The organism is Woodsholea maritima DSM 17123 (genome assembly GCF_000382325.1).
GTDB lineage: Bacteria > Pseudomonadota > Alphaproteobacteria > Caulobacterales > Maricaulaceae > Woodsholea > Woodsholea maritima.
The window spans coordinates 52,193-77,920 of record NZ_KB908062.1 but is presented as its reverse complement, the minus strand read 5'-3'; the positions used below and the strand labels follow the sequence as shown (position 1 = coordinate 77,920).

Genomic DNA, 25,728 nt, shown 5'->3' with positions numbered 1-25,728 from the left:
GAGGGGCGCGATTGTCCCCTGCCCCGTTTCAAGAATTAAGGCTTTGGCGCGTCTTTGAAATCGCACGCCTGTTGGGCTTCATGGGGCTTGGGGGTATGGGTGAGCAAGGTCGGCTCAGCCAGCCATTCCACGCCTTTCAACATTTGGTTGAAGTAGATGCTGGGCAGCATTTTTTCCTTCAAGAACCAAGCCAGCCGCGTTGGCTTGGTACCATCGATCAGCCATGTCGGGAAAGACGGATCAAGTTTACCACCATAGGCAAATTCAGCGAGCACGATCTTGCCGCGCTCCACAGTTAAGGGACACGAGCCATAGCCATTATAAACGGCATTCGGGGCCTTTCCATCGAGGAAGCGGAGCACATTATGGGCCACCACAGGGGCTTGTTTGCGCACCGCCGCGGCGGTTTTGGCGTTGGGGGTGGACCCACCATCGCCCAGCCCGAAGACATTGCCGAATTTGGTATGCTGTAAGGTCTCCCCATCGACATCCACCCAACCGGCCTCATTGGCGAGCGGTGAGGTTTTGACGAAATCGATCGGGCCTTGGGGCGGGCAGACATGGATCATGTCAAATTCGCGCGCTTCACGCACGCTGGTGCCATCGGCCTGGGTGACATTGAAATAGGCGGTTTTGCTGGCCCCATCGACGCCGACCAGGTTTTCATTAAAGCAAAGCTTGGCGTTATATTTTTCAATATAGGCCATCAAAGCGGGTACATAATCGGCAACACCAAACAGCACCGCGCCAGCATTATGAAACTCGACCTCGATATTGGTGAGCGTACCGGCACGCCGCCACGCATCACAGGCCAGATACATCGCCTTTTGCGGGGCCCCGGCACATTTTATCGGCATCGGAGGTTGGGTGAAAATGGCACGTCCCGATTTGAGCGATTGCACCAATTCCCACGTATAGGGGGCCATATCAAAGAGATAGTTGGAGGTGACGCCATTGCGGCCCAAAGTCTCGCGCAGACCCTCCACCTTATCCCAATCCAGCTTCAGGCCGGGGGCAACCACCAAGGTCGTATAGCGGATGCGTTCGCCGCCCTCTAGCACCACTTCATTGTGTTCAGGCTCAAACGCGGCGCAGGCCGCCTTGGCCCAATACACCCCTTGGGGCATGACACTCATCATCGTGCGCTTGGTTTGATTGCGATCAAACACGCCGCCGCCGACCAAGGTCCAGCCAGGTTGGTAATAATGCTCCGTTTTGGGCTCAACGATGACGATATCAAGATCAGGGCGGCGCTTGAGAAGCGATGACGCCACAGATATACCCGCCGCCCCGCCGCCGATAATCACCACATCATGAATTTTGCCGCCCGGGGTAGGGACCGCGCCGGGCTTGGCCTGCGCGCGGGCCTCTAAGCGAGCCGTAAGGCCCGAAAGGTCATAGCCCGCCTCTTTGGTGGTTTGCAAAATCGCTTCAGTAGAGAGGTGGCCCGCCTGAGATAGCGCCCACAAGCTCGCCGAGCGGGTGCCGGTCCGGCAGAAGGCAAGCACTGGAGCCGGTAAAGCCTGCAAGGACTGCGCAAACTCGGCGACGTTTTCATCGGTGATCTGGCCCGGCACGATCGGCAGATAACGCACCTCCAGACCATGGGCGCGCGCGGCCTCTTCGATCTGACCGGCAGGGGGTTGATCATCGGCCTCCCCATCGGGGCGGTTGATCATGATGGCGCAAAAGCCTTGCGCGCGGACCAGACTGAGATCATGGGGCGTGCACTGCGGAGACACTGAAAAGTCCGGGGCAATCTTGTGAACGTCCATGACAAGACCTCTTTAAAGCATGTTGATGGGCAGCTTCATATAGCTTTGCCCGTTGGCTTCTGGCGGCGGCATATGACCGGCGCGCATATTAATCTGAACCGAAGGCAGAATAAGCTGCGGCATGGCCAAGGTGGCATCACGCGCGGTGCGCATCTCGATAAAGGCCTCGCGGCTTGTGCCAGCTTTCACATGAATATTGCCGCGTTTTTGCGCGCCAACAGTCGTTTCCCAAACGTATTGATCGCGCCCCTGCGGCAAGTAATCATGGCACAGGAACATACGCGTTTCATCAGGCAATTCAAAAAGGCGTTGAATGGAATCGAACAAGGTTCCAGCATCGCCGCCCGGAAAGTCACAGCGCGCCGTGCCATAATCGGGCATGAAAAGGGTATCGCCGACGAAAACCGCATCGCCAATGACATGGCTCATACAGGCGGGGGTATGGCCGGGTGTATGAATGGCGCGCCCTGATAGTTTCCCAATGTGGTAAGTTTCACCCTCTTCAAACAAATGATCAAACTGGCTGCCATCGGTATGGAAGCTTTGACCTTCATTAAAGATGGAGGAGAAGACCTTTTGCACCGTGGAAACATGCGCCCCAATGGCGGTCTTACCGCCCAATTGTTCGCGAATATAAGGCGCAGCGGTCAAATGGTCGGCATGAACATGGGTATCGATGATCCACTCACAGTTAAGGCCCCGCGCCTTGACCACATTGATCAGCTTATCCGCGGATGCCGTACTTGTACGCCCTGAGGCCTGATCAAAGTCCAACAGGGAATCAATAATCGCGCAGGCCTGGGTCTCTGGATCCGCGACGATATAGCTAATCGTATAGGTCGCGGGATCGAAAAAACCGGTAACGTCTGGTTTATTCATGGCTTTAGTCTCCGCTATTATGCCCGTAGAGGGGGCGTGCGAACACGCCATACCCGCCCGGGCGATGTGAGGGGGCAGAGCTTTGGGGCAAGTCTGGCGCGGCAGGGCTCGCCAAGGGCTTACCCATCATGACCGCGCAAATCGCCTGAACCATGCGCTCCACCCGGCTCGCTTCATTGAGGCGATAGAAAATGACTTTAGAGGCGCGCCGCGTCTCCACCAGGCCTTCTTCGCGCAGCTTTGCCAGCTCGCGCGATAATCGGGGCTGTTGGATGTCGAGCCGGGTTTCCAGCTCACCCACGGAGACCTCACCGCCGCGTAACTCGCAGCAAATTTGCAGACGCGCCGGATGGGACAGCGCTTTTAACAAACGGCTCGCCTCATCGCGTAAATCGGCATGAATGGGCAGATCTATACTCATGATACCCCCCCAGAGCGCGGGGTATAATACCAGGGCGTGGCCCCGCTACGCGTGTCCGCCTCGCCTTGATCCATAGGCGGGGCCAACAATGCATCCTCACCGGCCTGCCAGCCTTCGGGCGTGGTAAGACCCGTCCGATCAGACAGCTGCAAGGCTTTCAAAAGACGTAAGATTTCATCCACGCTGCGCCCGACATTCATCGGATAATGGATCATGGCGCGGATATAACCTTCGGGGTCAATCACAAAGACAGAGCGCACGGCCGCAGTATTGGTGGAGGCGGCATGGATCATGCCATAGCTGCGCGCCAACGCCATGGAAATGTCTTCGATGATCGGAAAGCCGATCTTTATCTCAAAGCGCGCCTCAATATCCTTGATCCAGGCGATATGGGCATAAAGACTATCGACTGACAGACCCAAAAGGGACGTATTGATCGCTTCAAACTGCGCGCGAGCCCGCTCAAAGGCGATAAATTCAGAGGTGCAAACCGGGGTAAAATCCGCCGGGTGCGAAAAAAACACCAACCAGCGTCCGCGATAATCCGATAGCTTCACCAGGCCCTGCGTCGAGCGCGCTTCGAAATCCGGCGCCAAAGCGTCAATCTGGGCGCTTGGTAGGCTGGGCGATGGTGATGCATCTTCATTCATAACGACCTCACTTCGAGGTCAATATATTACACTTTCCACAAATGTCAATTGATGAATGAGGGCATAAAAAAACGCCTGCGGCCACGCAAGCGCTTTTCAAGACAGCCCTTATGAAGAAACACAGGCTTACGCGCGATAGGCGCGCCACCATGTCGCAAAGTTTTCCAACCCTTGGCGCAGGCTAATCTTGGGCTGATAGCCCGTTAAAGCCTTCAGCTTTGAAATATCGGCATAGGTGGCGGTGACATCCCCGGGCTGCATCGGGCGCATGACTTTTTGCGCTTCACGACCCAAAGCCGTCTCTAGCGTTGTGATCATCTCCATCAGGCCGACGGGCTGACTATCCCCGATATTATAAACCTCATGAGCATGGCGCGCAGGCGGATGGCTCAAGACCGCCATCACCCCATCTACAATGTCATCGATATAGGTAAAGTCGCGCGCCATCTTGCCTTCGCCATAAACCTCAATCGGTTCGCCGCGCATAATCTTTTCAGTAAAGCTGAAATACGCCATATCTGGGCGCCCCCACGGCCCATAGGCCGTAAAGAAGCGTAGGCCCGACATAGGGAAACCATATAGCGTGGCATAGCTTTGACTTAACAGCTCACACGAGCGCTTGGTCGCCGCATAAAGCGAGACCGGGCTCACGGTTGGATCATCCTCGCGAAAGCCAGCCCCCTCTAACGGGCGATCTCCATAGACCGAGCTGGACGACGCATAAACGAGATGGTCCACATCATTCTGTCGCGCAGCTTCTAGGATCGATAAATGCCCATGAAGATTAGAGCGCTGATAGGCGAACGGATTGTCCAAAGAATAGCGCACACCCGCTTGTGCGGCCAAATGAATGATGCGCTTTACGCCGTGTTCGCGCGCCAGGGTACGGACAAAAACGTCATCGGCAATATCACCGCGCGCCAAGATAAAAGCCGGATAGGCGCTCAAACGCTCAGCGCGGGCCTCTTTTAACGCCGGATCATAATAGGCATTAAAGTCATCAATCCCGACAACCCTCTCTCCTTGATCCAGCAAACGTTCGCAGACATGCATTCCGATAAAACCGGCTGCACCAGTAACAAGGATGGGCGTGGACATGGAGGCTCTTACAAATAACTGGATAGGAACACAAGACGTCTAGATTAGTCGCTGCCGAAGACATCGCGGGTGAAAATCTTATGCTCCACATCGCGAATTTCCGGCGTGATACGATTAGCGATAATGACATCGCTGTCACGCTTTAATGTCTCTAAGTCGCGCACCACGGGAGACCCAAAGAAGCTATCTTCCTTCATCGCGGGCTCATACACGATGACGGGAATACCCTTGGCCTTGATACGCTTCATGATGCCCTGGATCGAAGATTGACGGAAATTATCACTGCCCGCCTTCATCACCAGGCGATAAACACCGACTTGTTTGGGCGCACGCGCAATAATCTGGTCAGACAAGAAGTCCTTACGCGTAGAATTAGCATCAATAATGGCACGAATAAGGTTCTGCGGCACATTGGTATAGTTCGCCAGCAACTGCTTGGTATCTTTGGGCAAGCAATAGCCGCCATAGCCAAAGGAGGGATTGTTATAATGCGCGCCGATACGCGGATCTAAACAGACCCCATCAATGATCTGGCGCGTATCCATACCGCCCGCCATGGCATAGCTATCGAGCTCGTTAAAGAACGCCACGCGCATCGCCAGAAAGGTATTGGCAAATAATTTGATCGCTTCGGCTTCGCGCGCATCGGTGAACAAGACCGGCGCGTCTTTTTTCAAAGCGCCTTCGATCAACAGATCCGCAAAAACCTGGGCACGCTCAGAGCGCTCTCCGACAATAATCCGTGAGGGATAGAGATTGTCATAGAGCGCGCGGCCTTCGCGCAAAAACTCTGGTGAGAACAGAACCTGGTCGGTGTCATACGCGTCGCGAACCCGGTCGATAAAGCCCACAGGAATGGTAGATTTGACGACGATGGTAGCTTTTTTATTGAGCGCCACCACATCGCGGATCACGCTTTCCACGGTCGAGGTGTCAAAATAATTGGTTTTAGCGTCGTAATTGGTGGGCGTGGCCACGATGACAAAGTCTGCATCGCGATAGGCCTCAGCCTTGTCCAGGGTCGCACTTAACGTCAACGGCTTTTCGGCCAGAAAGGCTTCCAGCTCCTCATCGACGATCGGGCTTTTACGCGCATTCAAAAGGTCGACGCGCGCTTGGGTAATATCAAGTGCGACAACGTCATGATGCTGAGCCAGCAAAACCGCATTTGCAAGACCCACATAGCCAATTCCGGCGACGGCAATTTTCATTCATTCCCCCTGGTTCAGGGCTGTCCTAATGCAATTGAAAAAAGGCATCAACGCCGATCATCGGTTAAAGACCCAGGCCAGTTTTCATGCGCCTTATAAGTATTAGCCTTGTGGTAGAGATACAATGCGCGCGCGCACCCCCGTGTTCACTGCGTACTTTACAGACAAAAGCCAGAGCGCTAATCACACTCATAAAGGATGTAATCCGCGCCCCAGCCCCATCATAGATCGGACCGGCGCACCTCACCCGTTTCATCACTCACCCTCGCCGACGTCGATCATGAACCATCGGGCACGGCTTTAGGATCTGGGCTATGGCTATTTATACCTCAAAAAAAGCAAATGTTTTCGCCGAGTCTGTCATTCGCGACATGACGCGTCAGTTTCAGGCCCGCATGAACGCCAACCCCGGCAAAGCCGGTGTCAATCTGGCCCAGGGCTTTCCTGATTTCGCCGCACCGGCTTCAATGAAAGAAGCGGCCTGTCAGGCCATTCGCGATGACATCAATCAATATGCCATCACCTGGGGCACCAAAAACATCCGCCAGGCCATAGCCGATAAGACCGAGCGTCATTACGGTCATCGCCCGGACACTGAAACCGAGATGACGGTAACATGTGGCACCACCGAAGCCATGATGGCGACCATGATGGCGCTGGTTGATCCCGGTGATGAAGTGATCGTGTTTGAGCCCTTCTATGAAAATTACGGCCCCGATGCGATCTTGTCCGGGGCTGAGCCCAAATTCGTGCGCCTGTATGAGCCCGATTGGCATTTTGACCGCGAGGAATTGGCCGACGCCTTTAATAATAAAACCCGCGCTATCATCATCAACAACCCCAGCAATCCCACGGGTAAAGTCTTCACCCGCGATGAGCTGAGCTTTATTGCCGAGTTGTGCCAAAAATGGGATGTCGTCGCGATCACCGACGAGATTTACGAGCACATGCTCTATGATAGCCGCGCCCATATCCGCATGGCCGACTTAGAGGGTATGCGCGAGCGCACAGTGACGATTTCAGGCATTTCAAAAACCTATTCGGCCACGGGCTGGCGCGTAGGTTGGGTGATTGCCCCGGCGCAGGCCACAGGCGCCATCCGCAAGGTTCATGACTTCTTGACCGTCGGGGCCGCCGCGCCCTTACAAGAAGCCGCCGCCCATGCGCTGGCATATCCAGAAAGCTATTATACTGATCTGACCGCGCTTTATACCGCGAAACGCGACACCTTGATGCCGGTGCTCGAGGAGGTTGGTTTCCAGGTCTATCCAACCCAGGGGGCCTATTATATCATGACCGATGCCAGCGATTTGATGGCCAAAACCGGTCATGACACGGATATCGCCTTTGCGCGCTGGTTGATTGATGAGGTTGGGATTGCCACCGTTCCCGGCAGCAGCTTTTATCGCAATAAAGCCGATGGCCGCACGAAAATCCGCTTTTGCTATTGCAAAAAGCCAGAGACCTTAGAGCTCGCCGCGCACTTGCTGCGCGAGGGTCTGGGTAAACTCTAAGCGAGGACGCACGGATGAGCCAAACCCTTCCCGATTTTGCCCGCGCCGCGGATGCCATTTGCGAAGCGGGCCGGTTGCTCGATGGGCGCGGCATGGCCCCGGCCTCGAGCGGGAATTACTCCATGCGTCTCGATGATGGCAGCCTGGCGCTCACCGTGTCCGGCCACCATAAAGGTCGGCTAGAACCGGACATGATCATGCGGGTCAGCATGGATGGCACGCCCCTGGAGGCCAAAACCCCCTCGGCAGAGACCCGCCTTCATTGTCAGATCTATGATCTATGTCCTGAGGCCAATGCGATCTTACACGTGCATTCGCGCGCCGGGGCCGTTCTGAGCCGAGTTGTGGACGGAGATATTGTCTTAGAAGGCTATGAGATGCTCAAAGCCTTTCGCGGTATTGACACCCATGATAGTCGCGTCACCCTGCCGGTGGTTCCCAATTCGCAAGATATGGGCGTGTTAAGCGCGGATGTGGCCAAGGTCCTCAACCCACGCTTACCCTATATTATTCGCGATCACGGCTTTTATGCCTGGGGTGCCAGCATGAAAGAGACGCTGATCATCTGTGAGGCGCTCGACTATTTATTAAGCTGTGAGCTGGATGTGATGCAGCTCAAAGCCCTGACCCGCAGGAGTTAATCCATGAGCCGTTTGACCCTTTATCGCGATGATAATCCGCATGAGATTCTGATCGACACTCAGGACGGAGCCGAAATCGCCAAGGCCCTCAACGCCGTCGGTGTGGTGTTTGAACGCTGGAGCGCCAGCGCCACCTTCGCCAAAGATGCCCCGGACAGCGATGTCCTGGCCGCCTATGCGGGTGACATTGATCGCATCAAAGCCCAAGGCGGCTATCAAACGGTCGATATTCTACGCTGTAACGCCGAGACCCCCAATAAGCCCGCCATTCGTGCTAAATTCTTGGACGAACACACCCATAGCGAAGACGAAGTGCGCTTCTTCGTTGAGGGCGCAGGCGTGTTTTATCTGCGCCTGGATGGCAAGGTCTATATGACCTTGTGTGAGCGTGAAGACTTGATCAGCGTTCCGGCCGGCACCTCCCATTGGTTCGATATGGGGCCTGAGCCCGATATCGCCGCCATCCGCTTTTTCAACACTGTTGAAGGCTGGGTGCCCAATTATACCGGCAGCGATATTGCCGCGACCTTCCCGAAGTTTGAAAGCTCAAGCGTATAAATGACCCATACCGGTATCCAAGCCATCCTCACCGATATTGAAGGCACAACGAGCAGTATTCGCTTCGTTCATGACGTGCTGTTTCCCTATGCCACGGCGCATATCCCGGCCTATGTGCGCGCCCATCACGCGCGCCTCGCTGACATCTTCGCCGATGTCCGCGCCTTATCGGGGCGTGAGGACTTGGATGTTGAGGGCGTGATTGAGGTTTTGCTCACTTGGATCGGCGAAGATAAAAAGGCCACGCCGCTCAAAGCGCTCCAAGGCCAGGTCTGGGAAGAGGGCTATAAAACCGGGGCGTTTCAGGGCCATATCTATGAGGATGCGGCCCTGGCCCTCAAGGCTTGGCATGATCAGGGCATGAAGCTTTATGTCTATTCCTCAGGCTCCGTCCCGGCGCAAAAGCTTCTCTATGGCTATTCGCTGAAAGGCGATCTCACGCCTTTATTCTCGGGTTATTTCGACACCACAACCGGACCTAAGCTGGAAGGCACGTCCTACACGGCGATTGCCGAGGCCCTAGCCCTTGCGCCTGAGGCCATACTCTTCCTCTCCGATCATGAAGGCGAGATTGCCGCGGCCAAAGCCGCCGGAATGCAAACCCAATGGGTCTGGCGCGACCAGGCCCATGCTAATGCGGTTCAAAGCTTTGCGCAGATTGAGGTTAAGTCATGAAAATCAACGGCACATCTTATCGCTCGATCTGGGTTAATGAAAATGGCTGGTCGGTGCATATCTTCGATCAACGCGCCCTGCCCTGGCGGCTCGACATTGTTGAGCTGACCCATATTGATGAAGCGGCCCGCGCGATTAAAGAGATGTGGACGCGCGGCGCGCCCCTGCTTGCCATGACCGGGGCCTATGGCCTGGCGCTCGCCCTGCGCGCGGATCCCTCAGATGCCAATCTAGACGCGGCCTATAATCAGCTGGTCGCCACCCGGCCCACCGCGGTCAATCTCAAATGGGCACTCGATCAGATGAAGGCTGCCGTCGCCCCATATCAGGGACAGGCGCGCATTGACGCCGCCTATGCCAAGGCGCAAGCCCTGTGCGATGAGGATGTCGCGACCAATAGCGCAATTGGCGATCATGGCTTGGAAATTTTGCGCGCGCTCCATCGCCAGCATCCAGATCGTGCGATCAATATTCTCACCCATTGTAATGCCGGTTGGTTGGCGACGGTGGATTATGGCACCGCGACGGCGCCGATTTATCGCGCCCATGATGAAGGCATTCCGGTTCATGTCTGGGTCGATGAAACCCGCCCGCGCAATCAAGGCGCACTCTTGACCGCCTATGAACTGGCCGAACATGGCGTACCTCATACACTGATCTGCGATAATAGCGGCGGGCTCTTGATGCAGCAGGGTAAAGTCGATGCCGTGATCGTCGGCACCGACCGCGTCACCGCCAATGGCGATGTGTGCAACAAGATCGGTACCTATCTCAAAGCCCTGGCGGCAAAAGACAATGGCGTGCCCTTTTATGTGGCTCTGCCCTTCACCACCTTCGATGCCAACCTCGCCAGCGGGGCCGACATCCCGATTGAAGAGCGCGATCAAAGCGAGGTGACCCATATTGATGGCCTGGGCGAGGATGGCCAAACCCTGACCCGGGTCCGCCTCACCCAATCGCCCGCCGCCAATCCGGCCTTTGACATTACGCCCGCGCGCCTGGTGACCGCCTTCATCACGGAACGCGGCGTGCTTGATAAACCGCTTTAGATGTCTAACCCCCTACAAGCGCCTTCACGCTTTTTTCGATAGGGTTTTGCCAATCGGGGAGAGCGACGCCATAGGTCTGATTGATCTTCGTGCAATCCAGCTTTGAATTGGCTGGGCGCGGGGCGGGTGTTGGATATTCTTGCGTCTTGATCGCCTCTAGACTTGGACGCTTGCCGGTTTCTGCCTCTAAGGCGGCAAATATAGCCTCCGCAAAACCATACCAGCTTGTATAGCCCGCACTGACCATATGAAACACACCGTAAAGGCTCGGGTTATCCTCACCCTCATATAGGCGCTGTGCAATCTTCAATAACCCGGCGGCGATGTCATCGGCATGGGTGGGCGAGCCCCATTGATCGGCAACGACCCGCAAATGATCGCGCTCCACGCCTAAACGCACCATGGTTTTCAGGAAATTATGGCCCGTCTCGCTATAGACCCAGGCGGTGCGCACAATCACATGGCGGGGATTTTCCCGTGCCACCGCTACTTCACCGGCCAGCTTGCTTTGACCATAGACGCCCAGGGGCGCAACCGGATCGGTTTCTTGATAGGGCTCGACCTTATCCCCCGCGAACACATAATCGGTCGACACCTGAAGTATGGGAATGGACTTCGCGGCACACAAGCGGGCCAGTTCACCTGCCCCTATGGCGTTAATCGCATGGGCGAGATCAACTTCACTTTCTGCCTTATCAACGCCCGTATAAGCGGCCGCGTTGATGACCACATCGGGCTGAACCGCTTGCAAGGCCGGATCAAGCGTTGACAGATCAGCCAGATCAAGCTGCGGACGGCCACAAGCCATGACATCAACGCCGTCTCTTACCCCAGCTTTCACCAACGCGCTGACAACCTGACCATGATGGCCCGTCACTAAGATACGCATGACTAGGCCCCTAAACGTTGACCGCTATAGCGATGTTCACGGATCGGACGCCACCACCACGCATTGGCGAGATACCAATCAATGGTGCGCTCAAGGCCCTCTTCAAAGGTCACGCTTGGCTCCCAGCCCAGCTCGGCCTTAATCTTGCTGGCATCAATGGCATAGCGTCGATCATGGCCAGGGCGATCGCTCACAAAGGTGATCAGCTCACGCCGGGCTTGGTTTAGCGGGGTTTTGGCATCGAGTGTATCGCAAATTCTTTCAACGACTTGCAAATTGGTGCGCTCGCTATTGCCACCAATATTATAACTCTCACCGATCCGACCTTTTTCCAGGACCAGACACAAGGCGCGGGCATGATCTTCGACATACAACCAATCGCGCACATTATCCCCTTTGCCATAAACGGGCAGCGGCTTTCCCTCCAGAGCATTCAACGTAACAAGTGGGATCAGCTTTTCGGGAAAGTGGAAGGGGCCGTAATTATTGGAACAATTGGTCATCACCACCGGTAAGCCATAGGTGCGATACCAGGCATGAACCAAATGATCAGACGATGCTTTAGAGGCCGAATAAGGCGAAGATGGCGCATAAGGCGTGTCTTCACGAAATAAAGAGCCGTCAAAAGGCAAATCACCGAACACTTCATCGGTCGAAATATGGTGGAAACGAAAATCAGGACGGTCCTTGGCATAGGCCCGCGCCGCCTCTAACAGCGTATACGTCCCCATAATATTGGTCTGCATGAAGGCCGCTGGCCCATCAATCGAACGATCGACATGGCTTTCTGCGGCCAGATGCATGATCGCATCGGGTTGATGGCGATTTAAAATCGCACCCACGGCTTCGCCGTCACAGATATCAGCCTGTTCAAATGCATACTTTGGGTGATCGGCAATCTCTTTGACAGAGTCTAAATTCGCCGCATAGGTCAGCTTATCGAGGTTAACGACGCTGGCACCTAAATCCTTGATCAAATGGCGACACACGGCCGATCCGATAAAGCCCGCCCCGCCCGTCACTAACACTTTCATCACCGCACACCATTATCTTGATAAGTAAAACCGGCCATCTGGTCTTTCAAAAACGGCGCACGCGCATCCTTGCCAGACAATTGCGGCGTATGACCTTCAAGCGGCCAGTTAATCGCTAAATCCGGATCATCCCATCGAATATTATGATCATAATCGGGCGCATAAGGTGCCGAAACTTTATACGCGACCTCCACATGCGGCGTCAGGGTCAAAAATCCATGGGCAAAGCCCTTCGGAACCAGAATCTGATTGCCTTTATCCGCGCTGAGATAAAGGCCTACCCATTGGCGATAAGTGGGTGAGCCTTTACGAATATCCACCGCAACATCAAAAATCTCGCCCTTCAAAACGCGCACCAGCTTGTCTTGCGCAAAAGGCTCGGATTGAAAATGCAGCCCCCGCAAGACGTAAGGGTCAGCTGAGTATGAATGATTATCCTGAACCCAAGTCGTCAACAGCCCGGCATCGCGAAAGCGTTCCTCATTATAGGTTTCCACGAAAAAGCCACGCGCATCGCCAAACCGTTGGGGCGTAATCTCCTTCACCCCCACCAGAGCTAAATCGCGCACCTGCATCAGCCTTGCTCCTTCGCTAAACGGATAAGATATTGACCATATTCGGTCTTCCCCAGGGCCTGACCGGCTTTAAGCAAGTCCTCCACCGTAAGATAGCCATGTTCAAATGCAATTTCTTCAGGGCAGGCGATTTTAATCCCTTGACGCTTTTCAATGGTTTGCACGAAGGATCCTGCTTCGATCAAGCTGTCATGCGTACCCGTATCCAACCAGGCAAAACCACGCCCAAATTGTTCCACATGCAATTTGCCAGCCTCGAGATAGGCCGAATTGACATCGGTAATTTCCAACTCCCCACGTGCGGAGGGTTTCAGGTTTTTCGCAATGTCGATCACATCATTATCGTAAAAGTAAAGCCCCGTAACCGCCCAGTTAGATTTGGGAGTGTGCGGCTTTTCCTCAATAGAAATTGCCTTGTCACTTTTATCAAAAGCCACAACGCCATAACGCTCAGGATCAACGACTTTATAGGCGAAAACGCTCGCCCCATCCTCACGCGCGCCGGCACGTGCGCAAATCTCCCCCAGCCCCGCACCATAGAAGATATTATCGCCCAGGATCAACGCACAGGGATCGGAGCCGATAAAACGCTCACCGATAATAAAGGCCTCGGCCAAGCCTTTGGGCTCTGGCTGAACCGCGTAACTTAAACTCAATCCAAAGTGCGAGCCATCCCCTAAAAGGCGTTGGAAGGCGGCCTGATCTTCCGGAGTGGTAATAATCAAAATCTCACGGATCCGCGCCAGCATCAGCACACTCAGCGGATAATAAATCATTGGCTTATCATAAACCGGCACCAATTGTTTGGAGACGCCAAGCGTGATAGGAAATAATCGCGATCCCGTGCCGCCCGCTAAAATAATGCCCTTCATAAAAACCTCATGGAAACATCACGATAAATCATGATCGGCTTATCATTCTAAGCCCGAATAAGACAGATATAAATAAGCGCAGAGATCAGCCGCGCCGCCGCGCTAAATCAAAGAAAATCCATTACGACACCACCCCACATAGATCGCGCATTGCGTTAAGTGCGTGCAAAAACTACTAATCAAAAAAATTATATCAATAACATAGAAATTTTTTAGCGCTCTTTTTGTCAGAAAAGAGCGCGCGCCAGCGCGCTCAAAAAATTGCCCCGCTGCGCGGGCCGAGCCCAGCCCGCGCGCTTGTTGATAGGTTTCAAGCTAGCGGCGGCCCGATTGCGTTTCAGCCCGGTCCATAAGCCGGGTAAGATCCGAAGATGATTGAGCAAATACGCCTCCAGTCCATGCCACTAACGCCAGACCAGCCATGACAACAAGCTCGCGCATATCCACCCCCGCAAAAACTGTCACAATAATAATGGGAAAAATGTTCTGACAAAGATTTAGTCAATTAGGCCTGACTTTATTAGAAAATAAGCTGAACAAGCCTCTCCGCGATCACGACACACTGAATTTTCAAGCATCTGTCATGGAAATGAGTTTTACTCAGCACGCAAATCTATCTAGGCTCAGGCGATCCTTAACCAGCGAACTCGCCTATGACAGATCATCGTAAGACAAAAAAACCTTCATCACGCAGCCAAAGCGCCAATGGCGGGGTCGTCGAAAATGTGACCACCCGCATCCGCGTCAAGCAGAAGACCTTTGGACCGAGCGCCAATGCCATTGCCAATTATGTGCTTGAAAATTCAAGCGAGGTTGTTGGCATGTCGGTGACGGAATTGGCCAGCGCCACCGGCGTCAGTGAAGGCAGTGTGATCAATTTCTGCCGCCAGCTCGACCTCACAGGCTTCCAACAGTTCAAATTGAGCTTGGCGCAAGAGGTTGTTCAACCGGTTCAATATATTCACGAGGACTTGCAGCGCGACGACGACGCTTCGACTGTATGCCGCAAAATGTTCCATTCCGGCATGCAGGCCTTACGTGACACCCTGTCTGTGCTTGATCCACAGGCCGTCCACGAAGCGGTACAGATTGTCCGCCAAGCTCGGAGAGTGGAGATTTATGGCATTGGCTCTTCCGCACCGATCGCAGAAGATGCGCAATATCGCATGCTCCGCATCGGCATCGAAGCCAAAGCGGTGGTCGATAGCCATGTTCAAGCCATCAGCGCCTCGCGCACCAATAGTGATGTTGCGGTCCTGACCATTTCTCACTCCGGTGCGACCCATGAAACGGTCACGGCCACGCAACTGGCCAAAGAAGCCGGCGCTAAAACGATCGTGATCACCAATTTTGCGCGCTCCCCCATCCAAGCCTTTGCCGATGTTAAGCTTTTCACCATGGCGCGCGAAACGAAATTCAGAACGGAAGCGATGACCAGTCGCATCGCACAATTATGTGTGCTCGATGCTTTTATCGCTAATCTGGCCCTGGCCGATTACGATCATTCTATCGATACCCTGCAACAAACCTTTGAAGTCTTATCTATAAAACGGTTTTAGGGTGATCTTACATCAGATCACCCAACATCACGCCTTCATCCGGCCCAATCAAGATTGCGCTCATGCCAATTTTTTGCGCGCCCGCGATATCTGTCGCCGGATTATCCCCAATCATGACAACATGGGTAGGGTCGAGATCTAGTGAACGGCATGCGGCATGAAACAGAAAAGGCGAAGGCTTTCCGATGACGTCCATCTCGATGGCCTGCCCATCGACACAGGCCATCACCGCCGCCAGCAAAGCGCCTGTTTCGGGAACGGCTCCGCCTTCAACCCCAGGATGGGTCAGGTCGGGGTTTGCAACAATCAGGCGGGCCCCGCGCTCCAGATAACGCACTGTACGCGCGAGCTTTTCATAAGAAAAGCCCATATCACGCATGAGAATCACCGTCTCAACCTCCTGGCCATCGCGCGCGAGCATACCCATCTCGCGCGCAACGCGTTCCATTGCGGGCACCCCCACAACATAACAGGCGCCAAAGCGCTGATCTTGCGCATGACGTAGAGCCTCAACCCCGGCCAGGATGACGCGGCTCAACGCGATATCAACACCCACTTTCGCCAGGATAGACTGAAGGTCTTGCGGTCTATGCGTTGAGTTATTCGATAAAATCGCAACACGCTCAATATTGGCCTTAAGAAACTCAATCGCACCGGGAAAAGGCGTATTAGCCAAGGCGATACACCCATCCCAATCCAACAAAATTCCTTGTGCGCGGTCTAACATGCCTTGATAGCGGCGCGCCAAACGGCGCTGCGGGTGAATCATGGCTAAGTTATCATCTGCAGGCATATCCTCGCCCTTTTTGTAAATTGAGGGAAACTCAATAACACTATTTTTGCGACTGAGTAAAATTCATATTGTCGTTAAATTTTCTTCGCCCGCCTGTCACACATGATTGATAGCCGTTGGTCTGGGAGGGGCCGATGGCTGGGCCCGACCGTGCGAACGCTCGCCCTTCGGCGATCTGTGAGATGCACATTCAAGGGGATTGAAATGGGTACGACCATGAAACGACCGTTGGCCGCTCTAACCAGCGTGCTACTGACAAGCATTGCCTTGCCATATTCTGCAATGGCGCAAAGCGAAGGCGACACACGCAGCCGCATCCGCGATGTGATCCGGGTAGAGGGCCAGCGTCTGGACACGCAAATCACCGATCTGGCGTTAGACCTGGCCGAATTCGGCACCCAGGTTCAGGTTATCACGTCTGAAGAGATTGAAACCGGGGGCTTTACGAATTTCGGTGAAGCCGCAGCGGGCCTGATCCGCGGTGCCAATATTGGCTACTCACCTGACGAAGGCGAGTTTACAATTCGCATCGACGGCGGAACCGACCGCGACACCTTGTTGATGGTAGACGGTGTTCCTTATTTTGACCGCAGCTCGCCTTTAGAAGATTTGTGGCCAGCAACCGCGATTGATCCGCGTATGATCGAAAGCGTTGAGATCTATCGGGGCGGCCAAAGCCTTTATTTCGGATCTAACGGCGGTTTGGGCGTTGTTCGCGTTCAATCTAAACGCCCAGACGGCACGGCCAAGGGTGAGTTCGGGGTTTACGCCGGTTCATTCAAAACCCGTGAAGTTTACGGCAATTATTCCTTCCCACTGACCGCGGATGGTCGCCACAGCGTGCTTTTCTTCGGTCGCTCCTATGAAACCGACGCGCATGAGCTGTTTGACGAATCCGCTTATGCAGACAATGTGCTTGCGCTTGGCGGCATGCATGAATTCCCATACAGCTATAACAGCTTAGGAATGAGCTATCTGTGGCAGATCAATGATGTGACTGAGTTCCGCGCTGGTGCGTCCTTCTCATCCATTGATTTCCGCGATTCATTCCCAACCAGCACGATTTATCAGCCGAACTACACTGAATTCCCCATCTATCATGCCAGCTTCCACACCGAAATTGGCGATCGCTTTGAACTGGATATCGAGGGTCACTACCAAGATCCCCGCCTGCACAATAGCGAGCTGGATGCACGGATCTGTAACATTCCACGCCTGCAAGATTTGCCAGCGGCTATTCAGGCTGAAGCAGCGAACCAAGGCATCACCCGCTTTAACACCGCGGCTGAGTTTGAAGCTTTTGCGGCTGGTATTCCAGCCTTGCCAGCCGGGTGTGTCACCAACCCCTATGGCAATCTGTCACGTTCAGCGACCGGTGCAGATACTGGGTATTACATCAATCCTGAAAACGGTCAGCCTTACGGCACATTCGACAACCCCTTCCCGATCGGCAATCCTATCGGTTACGTCATCCAGTCTGAAGCCAATTTCGGCGATGGCACCCCCACCAAAGGCTTTGGTACGGTTGACCAGTTCAAATCGGGTTATATTGATTATGGGATCAATATCCGCGGTTCATACACCGTAAATGACTATCTGCAGGTCGTCGCTGGCGTGCAGAACACCTCCTATAAAGACAATTCGGCCAGTGTTTATGGTGTGCGCGATGTCACCGTGTCCTCAACCGGGGTTTATGGTGATCTGCGCTTGTCTTTACCTGTCCTTCAAGGCTTGAGCGCGTCCTTCGCCGCGCGTCAGGACTTCAATTCCAACTTTGATGATCAATCCATCTGGCGCTATGGCGTACGTCAAAACCTGCCTTACGGCATCTATGCCCGTGTATCGGGTGGTACGTCCTACAGCGCACCAAAGATTGATGAAATCGGCGCCTTCGGCCCGACATCCAACATCAATCCTGGCCTGAAGCCACAAGATGTAAAGAACCTGAATTTGGGTCTAGGGATCGATGGCGAGATTATGGGCGGTACCTATAATATCGAGCTGGGTTATTTTGATACCGAGATCAACAATCTCTTCTCATCACGCGCGGTCGAAGCAGTCTGCTTTGAGTATGAAGGCAATCCCAATGCGCGCGATGTGATCACGGCCAATCGCCGCAACATCATTGCGCCGGATGAATTCTGTGCCACCGCCGCGTCTATGAATTTGGATGGCGGCCAAAGCGTTGCGGTCAACTCGCGCAGCACCCAAGACATCCAAGGCTTCACCATTGACGTCTCCGTGGACTTAGATCAATGGCAGGCCGATTTCAGCTTTACGGATATGGAATCCAAAGAGCCAAACCCCGTTTATGGCGTGATGGCCCGTCTTGACGGCACATCCAGCAATCTGGGCTTCGTGGTTCCAGGTCGTGCGGGTAGTGAAGAATTCCGTCAATCTGCCGAGCGTCCAGAATGGACCTTGTCTGGTCTGATCACCTATAAGCCGACTGATCGCTGGATCTTCGCCCTGAACCCACGTTGGCAAGGCCCTGAGCATGCTTACGCCGGGACCACCCTGGCGCGCATGGTCGATGCCAGCGGGAACCGCGTTGTGGAAGACGTCAACTTTGGTGACTACTTCGTCCTGAACGGTTCAATCCAATACTTCCTTGGCGATAACCGCCAGCACCGCTTCTTGCTGCGCGCCGTCAACATCCTGGATGAAGACTATTATGAGCGTATGTCCGGTGGGTCTGGCCTTCAGGTTTCACGCGCGGCCGTGCGCGGGGAGATCGGGCCGAACGATTCTGCTTACTATCGTCAGTATGGCTGGAACGGGAAACCACAATCCTTCTTCCTGCAATACGAATACTCATTCTAGGTAAAATCAAAGGGTTGGGGGCCGCCTCAACCCTTTGACCCACCTGGAGGAAAGATGGCGGCGTTCTCACCCCCCTGAGCGCCGCCTCTTTTCGTGTTTTGGCCATGAATCATGGAGAGCGATATGGCCCTTTCTCGGCGTTTATTTCTGGCTGCCACCGGCGCAGCCCTATGGACCCCATCCCTGGCGCGCGCGCAAAGCCAGAACTACCACTTCACGCTTGGTGTTGCTTCGGGCAGCCCGCGCGAAACCAGTGTCGTCTTATGGACCCGCCTGGCCCCCGATCCAGAAAATGGCGGCGGCATGGCCCCGGGCCGTGTGCAAGTGCGCTATCGTTTATGCGCCGATGGTGCCATGCGCCAAACGGTTCAAGATGGTTTAGTGCAGACTTCGGATGCCAAAGCGCATTCGGTCCATGTCACCGCGCGCAATCTGGAACCGGGCCGTGAATATTTCTATCAGTTTTATTATGGCGAGGATGAAAGCCCGATCGGGCGTACCCGTACCGCCAGCGGTGCTGCCAGCGCGATGAAGCTCGCCGTGGCGACTTGCCAGCATTATGAAAGTGGGCATTTCGCGGCCTATAAAGACATGGCTGATTGGAGCCCGGACTGCGTGGTTCATGTTGGCGATTACATCTATGAAGGGCGCGGCAATCCGGTTGGTGTGCGCAATATCGAATATCGCGGCGAGACTTATACCTTTGCCAGTGTGCGCTCTCACACAGGATCAGAGATCCAAACATTGTGGGATTATCGCAATCGCTATGCCCAATATCGCAGTGATCCGCATCTTCAAACGGCCCATGCCGCGGCCCCGTGGATTATGGCCATGGATGACCATGAAATCGACAACAACTGGGCGGGTAACATCCCTCAGGATCCAGAAAAACAAACACTTGAAGAGTTTTTGATCCGCAAGCGCGCTGCCTTCCAGGCTTATTATGAGCATATGCCCCTGGAAGAAGCCCCGAGCCTGGCCGGTCTTCAACAATATAACGCCTATATCTTTGGCCCCGCGCAAATCAACCTGCTCGACACCCGCCAATACCGCTCCGATCAGGTGTGCGGGGATGGCTTTCCCAGTGACCAGACCTGCCCCGATCTGATGAACCCCGCGCGCACCATGACCGGTGATGTTCAAGAGGCTTGGCTGATGGAACAGCTTCGCAGCTCCGGCGCGCGCTATAATGTTCTGGCCCAGCAAACGTGGTTTGCGCCCTATCGTTATACGTCAGGGCGCGAATACAATATGGATCAATGGGATGGATATCCGGTCCAGCGCCAGCGCTTGATTGATGCCCTCTCTCGAGATGTCGCCAATCCTATCGTGCTGAGCGGTGATTGGCATAGCGCCGCCGCCATGGCGATCCATAAGGAGCCCGAAAACCCGAATTCGCAAAAAATTGGCCATGAATTCGCCGCGACCTCCATCTCCTCACATTGCAGCTGGGCGGGGCGCTTGCATGAAGCAGAAAACGGCAATGACCATGTCGCTTACTTAAATGGCCACAAACGGGGGTATCTGCGCTGTTCTGCCGATGAACGCGCCTGGACCTCGACCTATCGCACGGTCAATGATCCTTATGATCCCAACAGTACTTGTACGAGCGATGCCGAACTAAAGACCAGCGACTTCTAGACGATCATCACATACGCCGCCGTCTTACGATAACAGATGGCGGCGTATGCGTGAGGCAATCTGATCAAGCCCCACAACGGTTATGAATAAAACCAGCAAGATCGTGCCCACTCTATCATATTCAAATAAGTCATAGCGCCCTTTCAATTCCTGGCCGATCCCGCCCCCGCCGACCAGGCCAACAACAGCGGCCATGCGAATATTACGATCAAGCAAATAGAGGGTCTGCGCGGTAAAACTGGGCAAGACCTGTGGGATGACGGCCAGGCGTAAAATGCTCAGCTGGCCTGCCCCAATCGCCTGTAAAGCCTCCTGCGGGCGCTTATCGGCGGCCTCAATATCATCGGCATAGAATTTGCCTAAAAAGCCCGCGCCATGAAGGGTCAGGGCCAAAATCCCAGCCACCGGACCAAAGCCAAAGGCGATGACCAAAAACAAGGCCGTGATCAATTCCGGCATGGACCGAAAGAAACTCACCACACCGCGCGCGGCCCCATAAATCACAAAATGCGGCGTATAGTTTCGCGCCGAGAGGTAGGCCAAAGGCAAGCTCATCACAATCGCGAAAATCGTCGCCCAGATGGCAATCTCAATCGTCTCCACCATCTTGGTAAGGACATACAATAAATAGCCCGCAGGCTCGACTAAAACGCGTTGGGTATGCGTGACGGTTTCTAATTGCAAAGTATCAGAGTTAAGCACCTGTTCTTGAACATCAACGCTTTCAAGATGAGAAAAAGGTGGCAAGCGGGCTTCATCAAAATTCTCGATCCGCGTCACGGGTTTGCGTTCTTCAATCGTGATCGGGAACATCTCACCGGTAATGCGACCCACCGCATCGCCCAATTGCGAACGCTCTTGCAGGCCTACACTGGCTGCAATCGCTTCACCGGTTTGGATGAAAATGCGCTCCAGCCCTAAACGGTGCGCGCTATCGCCCATGATCACCAGTATAATGACCAACCCAATCAGCGTTCGCCAGCCAAAGGGGCGTTGAACACTCCAACTTGGCGCGACGCCGCGACGGCCTAATACGCTTTTCATTGCAGAACGCTCCCGTGCTTGCCTACGCCGCAGGGGCGCTCATATGATAAATCTGATGCAAGACATCGCCACTTAAGGCGCTTGGCGGACCATTAAACACCACCACGCCCTGGTGAAGCGCAACAATACGGTCGCCATATTGGCGCGCGAGATCTGGTTGGTGCAGGCTACATAAAACGGCCGCACCGCGTTCACGAGCCGCTTCACGGATCAGACCCAAAACATCATGGGCAATCTTAGGGTCCAGGCTCGCCACCGGCTCATCGGCTAAAATCACCGCCGGGTCACACATCAAGGCGCGCGCAATCGCCACCCTTTGTTGTTGCCCCCCAGAAAGACGCGCCGCCCGCCGGTTCACATGGTCCGCGCCCAAGCCCACGCGCTTAATAAGCTCGAGCGCCTTATTCTGAACCGAACGAGGATAAAGCTTGATCATTGCACGCCACACAGTCTGCTGTGCCAACGTGCCCGCCATAACATTTTGCGCCACACTTAAGCGCTCAATCAGGTTAAATTGCTGGTGGATCATCGCAATTTTACGTCTCACCCGCGCCATATTGGCCGTGCTCAAACGCTCACCGGTCACAGCGATCTCACCCCCGCTGACATCAACCAAGCCATTGACCATGCGCAATAAAGTGGTTTTGCCTGAGCCAGAAGCGCCCAAGACCACGCAAAACTCGCCCGGGGCCACATCAAAACTGACATCCGCCAAAGCCTGATGCCCATCACCAAAGGCCTTACTGACGCCCGTAAAGCTTAACGCCGGACCGTCTATCGCCAACCGATCTTCACACGAATTGAAATCACGCATCAGCGACGGCTCGCTGCGCGCACTATGGCGTTCGTCACTTCGCCCTCAACCTGGCTCAGGCGTCCAGCGGCGGTATCAATAATCTCATCACTGACATCCACGTCATAGCGATCAACCCGCTTACCGCCATAGCCGCGGATCATCTCCGGCGTGACCCCCGGGGCCGTATGCACATCACGCAAAGCCGTGCGCAAGCTGGCTTTCATCTCAGCCGGCAAGTCGGGATGCAGCGCCAAGGGCGGGGTGGGGATAGGTGCGGAGCGCGCCAGAATGCGCAAATCTTCAACGCCAATCGCACCCTGGTTCACAGCGCGAACATAGGAATCCAAAGACGCCGCACCTGCGTCCACAACCCCGGCCTGCAAAGCGCGCAAGGCATTGGCATGGCTATCGGTTATGCGAATACTGGATAAATCACCAACCGGATCAAGGCCTGCCTCCATCACCATCGCCACCGGATAGATAAAGCTGGATGTGGAGTGAACCGAGCCCACGGCCAAAGAATGCCCGCGCAAATCCTCTAAAGTTTGGATCTCAGAGCTCGCCTGCACAAAAATCCCGGCATAATATTGCGACTGGCCATTTTTGACCTCCATGGCCAGAAGCTCAGCGCAACCACGATCGCGCGCCTCGATATAAGACGCAGCCCCGAACCACGCGATATCGGCCAGGCCGGAGCACATCCCCTCGATCACCGCACCATAGCTGTGCCCGGTCACAACTTCGAAATGGAGACCGGTCGATCGCGTTATCGCATTAAAAAGGGGAAGGAAATCTGCTTTTGTGCCATCTTCAGTGCCCCCATCAGCAGGGATCAGCAACACTCGTAAAGGATGCTCGGCACTGCCATCAGCACGCTGCGCCCAGGCGGGGCTTAGCCCCGCGCCCAAGACGATCACACACAGCAAAGCGCGAAATACGGCTCTCATAAATCCCTCCCCTTACACGGATTTATTCGCCTTGCGCTGCCACCTCACCACGCAAGGTTAGGCTCAAATGCTCGCGGGGGCGAATTTGTGTGTTGAGAACCTCAAAGGTCAAAGCCACATCACGCACTTGCTCGCCCATACGCACCTGTATGTCATACACGCCGCGTGATGGCACTGTGATGACATCGCTGACATTTTGGAAAGTTTCTTCGCTAAGATTCTGAAGAATAAAGGGCAGCGGGCAAACATTTTCTACGGTGATCGGCAAGACACTACGCTCACCCGTATATTGACCCGGCTTCAGGCTAAGACAGGCCGCAACCAAAGCCTCAACATGGGCCTCTCGCCCGATCAGATCATTATAATGCCAGGCCACAGTCTGGCCTTCAAACAAAGCCGCCTTCAAGGCTGATGGGCTTTTTTCGTCCGCCAATACCAAAGTCATCGGGCGATGACCGCCATGACCTGCATCATGGGTCCAATCCACCAAGCCGTGAATATCCGAAGTCGCCAAAATCGTCAGATTATGGTCCAGCGCGATTTGTAAGGCATGCTCAGAATAAGCATCCAAAGTGCCGTTCGCCACTTCAACCCCATGCAGCAAGCCGCGTGCAATCAGGTCTTCATGCATTGGCGTAATGCGCGCAATGCCATCAGGGGCTTGAGGTAACCAATGGGGGTGGTTCCAGAAGATAAAGGCCCCTTGATCCTTTGCCGCTTGAAACGCCGCCTCGGCATCCTCGACTAATAAAGCGTTGGCATCGGTGACGAAAACCGCATTGACGTGACCGGGGGGCATGCCGCGGGTCACTTCGGCACCATTGATCAACATAACATCGGTCATATCACGATTATGCGCGTGCTCTTCAGCCACTTCATGGGCCCGATTGCGGTCCGGATGCGGAATGTCATGGCTATGGGGCTGGTGTTCAAGATGCTCGGTAAACGCCAAAGCATCCAATCCATCGCGCACGGCTTCTTCGACACGAATGGACGGCCAGACATGCCCATCGGAAAAGACGCTGTGACTATGCAGATCGACCGCCAAAACCGTGCGACCATCTTGCGTATTTGGAAAGGATACCGCGCGGTCCTCTTGGGCTCCCGCCAGCGTTGAAACACTCAATAGAGCCGTCGTAACGGCCAAACCACCTAAAGCCCGCATGGATATGCCTCCGCTTCAGACGGGACGCCCCGCCTGCTCTCCCTCGATGGTTCAGAGTTAGCAAATCTTTGTGACACCGGAATGAATTTTACTCAATTTTATTGCGGATCAATATTGCATAAAATGCAACCCGTGCGCGCTACTTCATTGTGGCCCACCGAACATAAGTATGATATATTCACACCCAAAGAGCATATTGCCCTATAGAAAGGTCATCCATGGGTGATTTACGTAAAACCGTCCTTTTGAACGAGCATTATAACCGCTTCATCACGGCCCAGCTGGAAAGCGGGCGCTATAACAATGTCAGTGAAGTCGTTCGCGCCGGGCTCCGCGCGCTGGAAGATCATGAAACGCGCCTGGCCCATTTGCGCGCCGACATAGATGCCGGTCTGGAGGCGCTTGACACAGGCGACGTCCTCACACTCGACGCACCAAGTAATCTGGCCCAGGACATCATCACGCGGGGGATAGCGCGATCACACGCAAAGCCTTAGTTCTCACCCGCCCGGCCGCGCGCGATCTCGATACGATTTATGACCATATAGCCGAAGACAATCCCAATGCCGCAGCCCGTTTCATACACGGCTTGGTGAATAAAATTCAATGGATTGTAGAGCGTGATTATCCCGGTCTCAACCGTGATCATGTCCGCGAAGGGCTACGTGCCTGCCTTTATAAAAAGCGCTGCATCTATTTCCTCAACGAAGACACGCGCATCGTGATTGTGCGAATTCTCCATGGCGCACGCGATATTGAAACAGCCTTTGGGGAGGGATGACCCTCGCGGCAATCACACTCTAACGGCGACAACTCACCCTGGGCCTGAGCTTAAGCCATCCGCATCGAGCGGAGTAAAGAGGTTGCGGCTGGACCGTGTTTTCTGATCTGCTAAGCTCGTTCAGATTAAAAGGCCTCATGGTTATAGGTTGCGGCTGGACCGTGTTTTCTGATCTGCTAAGCTGTTATTTGAGCGCTTGTGCGCCTGTTGGCCGTTGCGGCTGGACCGTGTTTTCTGATCTGCTAAGCTTGTGCACAGATCATAGCACCTCATGGCTTGTTGCGGCTGGACCGTGTTTTCTGATCTGCTAAGCTCGCGAGCACCAGCTTCTTGAGCCT

At 54.5% G+C, this 25,728-nt stretch carries 25 protein-coding genes and 1 CRISPR repeat array (1 of these 26 running past the window's edge); of the genes, 10 read left to right on the top strand and 15 right to left on the bottom strand.

Annotated elements, in window-relative coordinates:
- Positions 1-35: 35 nt before the first annotated feature.
- The 6 genes from H151_RS0113675 to H151_RS0113650 form a co-directional block, all read right to left on the bottom strand.
- Positions 36-1,775 (bottom strand): bifunctional protein tyrosine phosphatase family protein/NAD(P)/FAD-dependent oxidoreductase, encoded by a 1,740-nt coding sequence (locus tag H151_RS0113675; protein ID WP_019962235.1) that lies wholly within the window; start codon positions 1,773-1,775, stop codon positions 36-38.
- A gap of 12 nt (positions 1,776-1,787) precedes the next feature.
- Positions 1,788-2,654: an MBL fold metallo-hydrolase gene (locus H151_RS0113670; RefSeq protein ID WP_019962234.1), complete on the bottom strand. Its 867-nt coding sequence runs from the start codon at positions 2,652-2,654 to the stop codon at positions 1,788-1,790.
- Positions 2,655-2,658: 4 nt separating this feature from the next.
- Complete coding sequence (locus H151_RS16530; RefSeq protein WP_019962233.1) at positions 2,659-3,075, bottom strand: ArsR/SmtB family transcription factor; 417 nt, start codon at positions 3,073-3,075, stop codon at positions 2,659-2,661.
- Positions 3,072-3,725 carry a peroxiredoxin gene (locus tag H151_RS0113660; RefSeq protein WP_019962232.1) on the bottom strand — a complete coding sequence of 218 codons (654 nt, stop codon included), beginning with the start codon at positions 3,723-3,725 and terminating at the stop codon, positions 3,072-3,074. The genes H151_RS16530 and H151_RS0113660 overlap by 4 nt, the downstream gene beginning before the upstream one ends.
- A 126-nt stretch (positions 3,726-3,851) precedes the next feature.
- The gene (locus tag H151_RS0113655; RefSeq protein WP_019962231.1) at positions 3,852-4,823 is read right to left on the bottom strand and encodes an NAD-dependent epimerase/dehydratase family protein; all 972 of its coding nucleotides are present in this window, start codon (positions 4,821-4,823) and stop codon (positions 3,852-3,854) included.
- A gap of 44 nt (positions 4,824-4,867) precedes the next feature.
- Positions 4,868-6,034, bottom strand: coding sequence for a nucleotide sugar dehydrogenase (locus H151_RS0113650; protein WP_019962230.1), 1,167 nt, complete (start codon positions 6,032-6,034; stop codon positions 4,868-4,870).
- Positions 6,035-6,348: 314 nt separating this feature from the next.
- On the opposite strand from H151_RS0113650, the gene H151_RS0113645 reads away from it, so the two are divergent.
- Genes H151_RS0113645 through mtnA form a run of 5 tightly spaced genes read left to right on the top strand, consistent with a single transcriptional unit; the run spans position 6,349 to position 10,471 of the window.
- Positions 6,349-7,548: a pyridoxal phosphate-dependent aminotransferase gene (locus H151_RS0113645; protein WP_019962229.1), complete on the top strand. Its 1,200-nt coding sequence runs from the start codon at positions 6,349-6,351 to the stop codon at positions 7,546-7,548.
- Between the two features lie 14 nt (positions 7,549-7,562).
- A complete protein-coding gene (gene mtnB, locus H151_RS0113640) occupies positions 7,563-8,189 on the top strand; it encodes a methylthioribulose 1-phosphate dehydratase (RefSeq protein WP_019962228.1) in 627 nt (208 codons plus the stop codon).
- 3 nt (positions 8,190-8,192) lie between these two features.
- Positions 8,193-8,747 (top strand): 1,2-dihydroxy-3-keto-5-methylthiopentene dioxygenase, encoded by a 555-nt coding sequence (locus H151_RS0113635; protein WP_019962227.1) that lies wholly within the window; start codon positions 8,193-8,195, stop codon positions 8,745-8,747.
- Positions 8,748-9,422 carry an acireductone synthase gene (mtnC, locus tag H151_RS0113630; protein WP_019962226.1) on the top strand — a complete coding sequence of 225 codons (675 nt, stop codon included), beginning with the start codon at positions 8,748-8,750 and terminating at the stop codon, positions 9,420-9,422. It begins immediately after the preceding gene.
- On the top strand, positions 9,419-10,471 hold the full coding sequence (mtnA, locus tag H151_RS0113625) for an S-methyl-5-thioribose-1-phosphate isomerase (protein ID WP_019962225.1): 1,053 nt from the start codon (positions 9,419-9,421) through the stop codon (positions 10,469-10,471). The genes mtnC and mtnA overlap by 4 nt, the downstream gene beginning before the upstream one ends.
- Before the next feature lie 4 nt (positions 10,472-10,475).
- On the opposite strand, the gene rfbD is transcribed toward mtnA, so the two are convergent.
- Genes rfbD through rfbA form a run of 4 tightly spaced genes read right to left on the bottom strand, consistent with a single transcriptional unit; the run spans position 10,476 to position 13,841 of the window.
- Positions 10,476-11,360 (bottom strand): dTDP-4-dehydrorhamnose reductase, encoded by an 885-nt coding sequence (gene rfbD / locus H151_RS0113620; RefSeq protein WP_019962224.1) that lies wholly within the window; start codon positions 11,358-11,360, stop codon positions 10,476-10,478.
- 2 nt (positions 11,361-11,362) lie between these two features.
- Entirely contained in the window at positions 11,363-12,394 is a 1,032-nt protein-coding gene (gene rfbB, locus H151_RS0113615) for a dTDP-glucose 4,6-dehydratase (RefSeq protein WP_019962223.1), read from the bottom strand.
- On the bottom strand, positions 12,394-12,969 hold the full coding sequence (gene rfbC / locus H151_RS0113610; RefSeq protein WP_019962222.1) for a dTDP-4-dehydrorhamnose 3,5-epimerase: 576 nt from the start codon (positions 12,967-12,969) through the stop codon (positions 12,394-12,396). The genes rfbB and rfbC overlap by 1 nt, the downstream gene beginning before the upstream one ends.
- Positions 12,969-13,841 (bottom strand): glucose-1-phosphate thymidylyltransferase RfbA, encoded by an 873-nt coding sequence (gene rfbA / locus H151_RS0113605; protein WP_019962221.1) that lies wholly within the window; start codon positions 13,839-13,841, stop codon positions 12,969-12,971. Before rfbA ends, rfbC begins: the two co-directional genes overlap by 1 nt.
- Positions 13,842-14,494: 653 nt before the next feature.
- On the opposite strand from rfbA, the gene H151_RS0113595 reads away from it, so the two are divergent.
- Positions 14,495-15,400, top strand: coding sequence for a MurR/RpiR family transcriptional regulator (locus H151_RS0113595; protein WP_019962219.1), 906 nt, complete (start codon positions 14,495-14,497; stop codon positions 15,398-15,400).
- A gap of 7 nt (positions 15,401-15,407) precedes the next feature.
- Here H151_RS0113595 and H151_RS16525 read toward each other — a convergent pair whose 3' ends face one another.
- A complete protein-coding gene (locus tag H151_RS16525; protein WP_019962218.1) occupies positions 15,408-16,193 on the bottom strand; it encodes an HAD-IIA family hydrolase in 786 nt (261 codons plus the stop codon).
- 216 nt (positions 16,194-16,409) lie between these two features.
- On the opposite strand from H151_RS16525, the gene H151_RS0113585 reads away from it, so the two are divergent.
- Together H151_RS0113585 and H151_RS0113580 are read left to right on the top strand one after the other, a co-directional pair.
- The gene (locus H151_RS0113585; protein WP_233354592.1) at positions 16,410-19,016 is read left to right on the top strand and encodes a TonB-dependent receptor plug domain-containing protein; all 2,607 of its coding nucleotides are present in this window, start codon (positions 16,410-16,412) and stop codon (positions 19,014-19,016) included.
- A 123-nt stretch (positions 19,017-19,139) separates the two neighbouring features.
- Entirely contained in the window at positions 19,140-20,657 is a 1,518-nt protein-coding gene (locus H151_RS0113580; RefSeq protein ID WP_019962216.1) for an alkaline phosphatase D family protein, read from the top strand.
- 24 nt (positions 20,658-20,681) lie between these two features.
- Here H151_RS0113580 and phnE read toward each other — a convergent pair whose 3' ends face one another.
- Genes phnE through H151_RS0113560 form a run of 4 tightly spaced genes read right to left on the bottom strand, consistent with a single transcriptional unit; the run spans position 20,682 to position 24,609 of the window.
- The gene (phnE, locus tag H151_RS0113575; RefSeq protein WP_019962215.1) at positions 20,682-21,701 is read right to left on the bottom strand and encodes a phosphonate ABC transporter, permease protein PhnE; all 1,020 of its coding nucleotides are present in this window, start codon (positions 21,699-21,701) and stop codon (positions 20,682-20,684) included.
- A gap of 22 nt (positions 21,702-21,723) precedes the next feature.
- Complete coding sequence (phnC, locus tag H151_RS0113570) at positions 21,724-22,515, bottom strand: phosphonate ABC transporter ATP-binding protein (protein ID WP_019962214.1); 792 nt, start codon at positions 22,513-22,515, stop codon at positions 21,724-21,726.
- Positions 22,515-23,444, bottom strand: coding sequence for a phosphate/phosphite/phosphonate ABC transporter substrate-binding protein (locus tag H151_RS0113565; protein ID WP_019962213.1), 930 nt, complete (start codon positions 23,442-23,444; stop codon positions 22,515-22,517). Before H151_RS0113565 ends, phnC begins: the two co-directional genes overlap by 1 nt.
- Before the next feature lie 22 nt (positions 23,445-23,466).
- Entirely contained in the window at positions 23,467-24,609 is a 1,143-nt protein-coding gene (locus H151_RS0113560) for an Sb-PDE family phosphodiesterase (protein WP_019962212.1), read from the bottom strand.
- A gap of 218 nt (positions 24,610-24,827) precedes the next feature.
- On the opposite strand from H151_RS0113560, the gene H151_RS0113555 reads away from it, so the two are divergent.
- On the top strand, positions 24,828-25,106 hold the full coding sequence (locus tag H151_RS0113555; RefSeq protein WP_019962211.1) for a type II toxin-antitoxin system ParD family antitoxin: 279 nt from the start codon (positions 24,828-24,830) through the stop codon (positions 25,104-25,106).
- Positions 25,088-25,390 (top strand): type II toxin-antitoxin system RelE/ParE family toxin, encoded by a 303-nt coding sequence (locus tag H151_RS17435; protein ID WP_083918617.1) that lies wholly within the window; start codon positions 25,088-25,090, stop codon positions 25,388-25,390. The genes H151_RS0113555 and H151_RS17435 overlap by 19 nt, the downstream gene beginning before the upstream one ends.
- An 81-nt stretch (positions 25,391-25,471) precedes the next feature.
- A CRISPR array of direct repeats spans positions 25,472-25,728; the repeat unit is 36 nt; unit sequence GTTGCGGCTGGACCGTGTTTTCTGATCTGCTAAGCT (it continues 108 nt past the right edge of the window).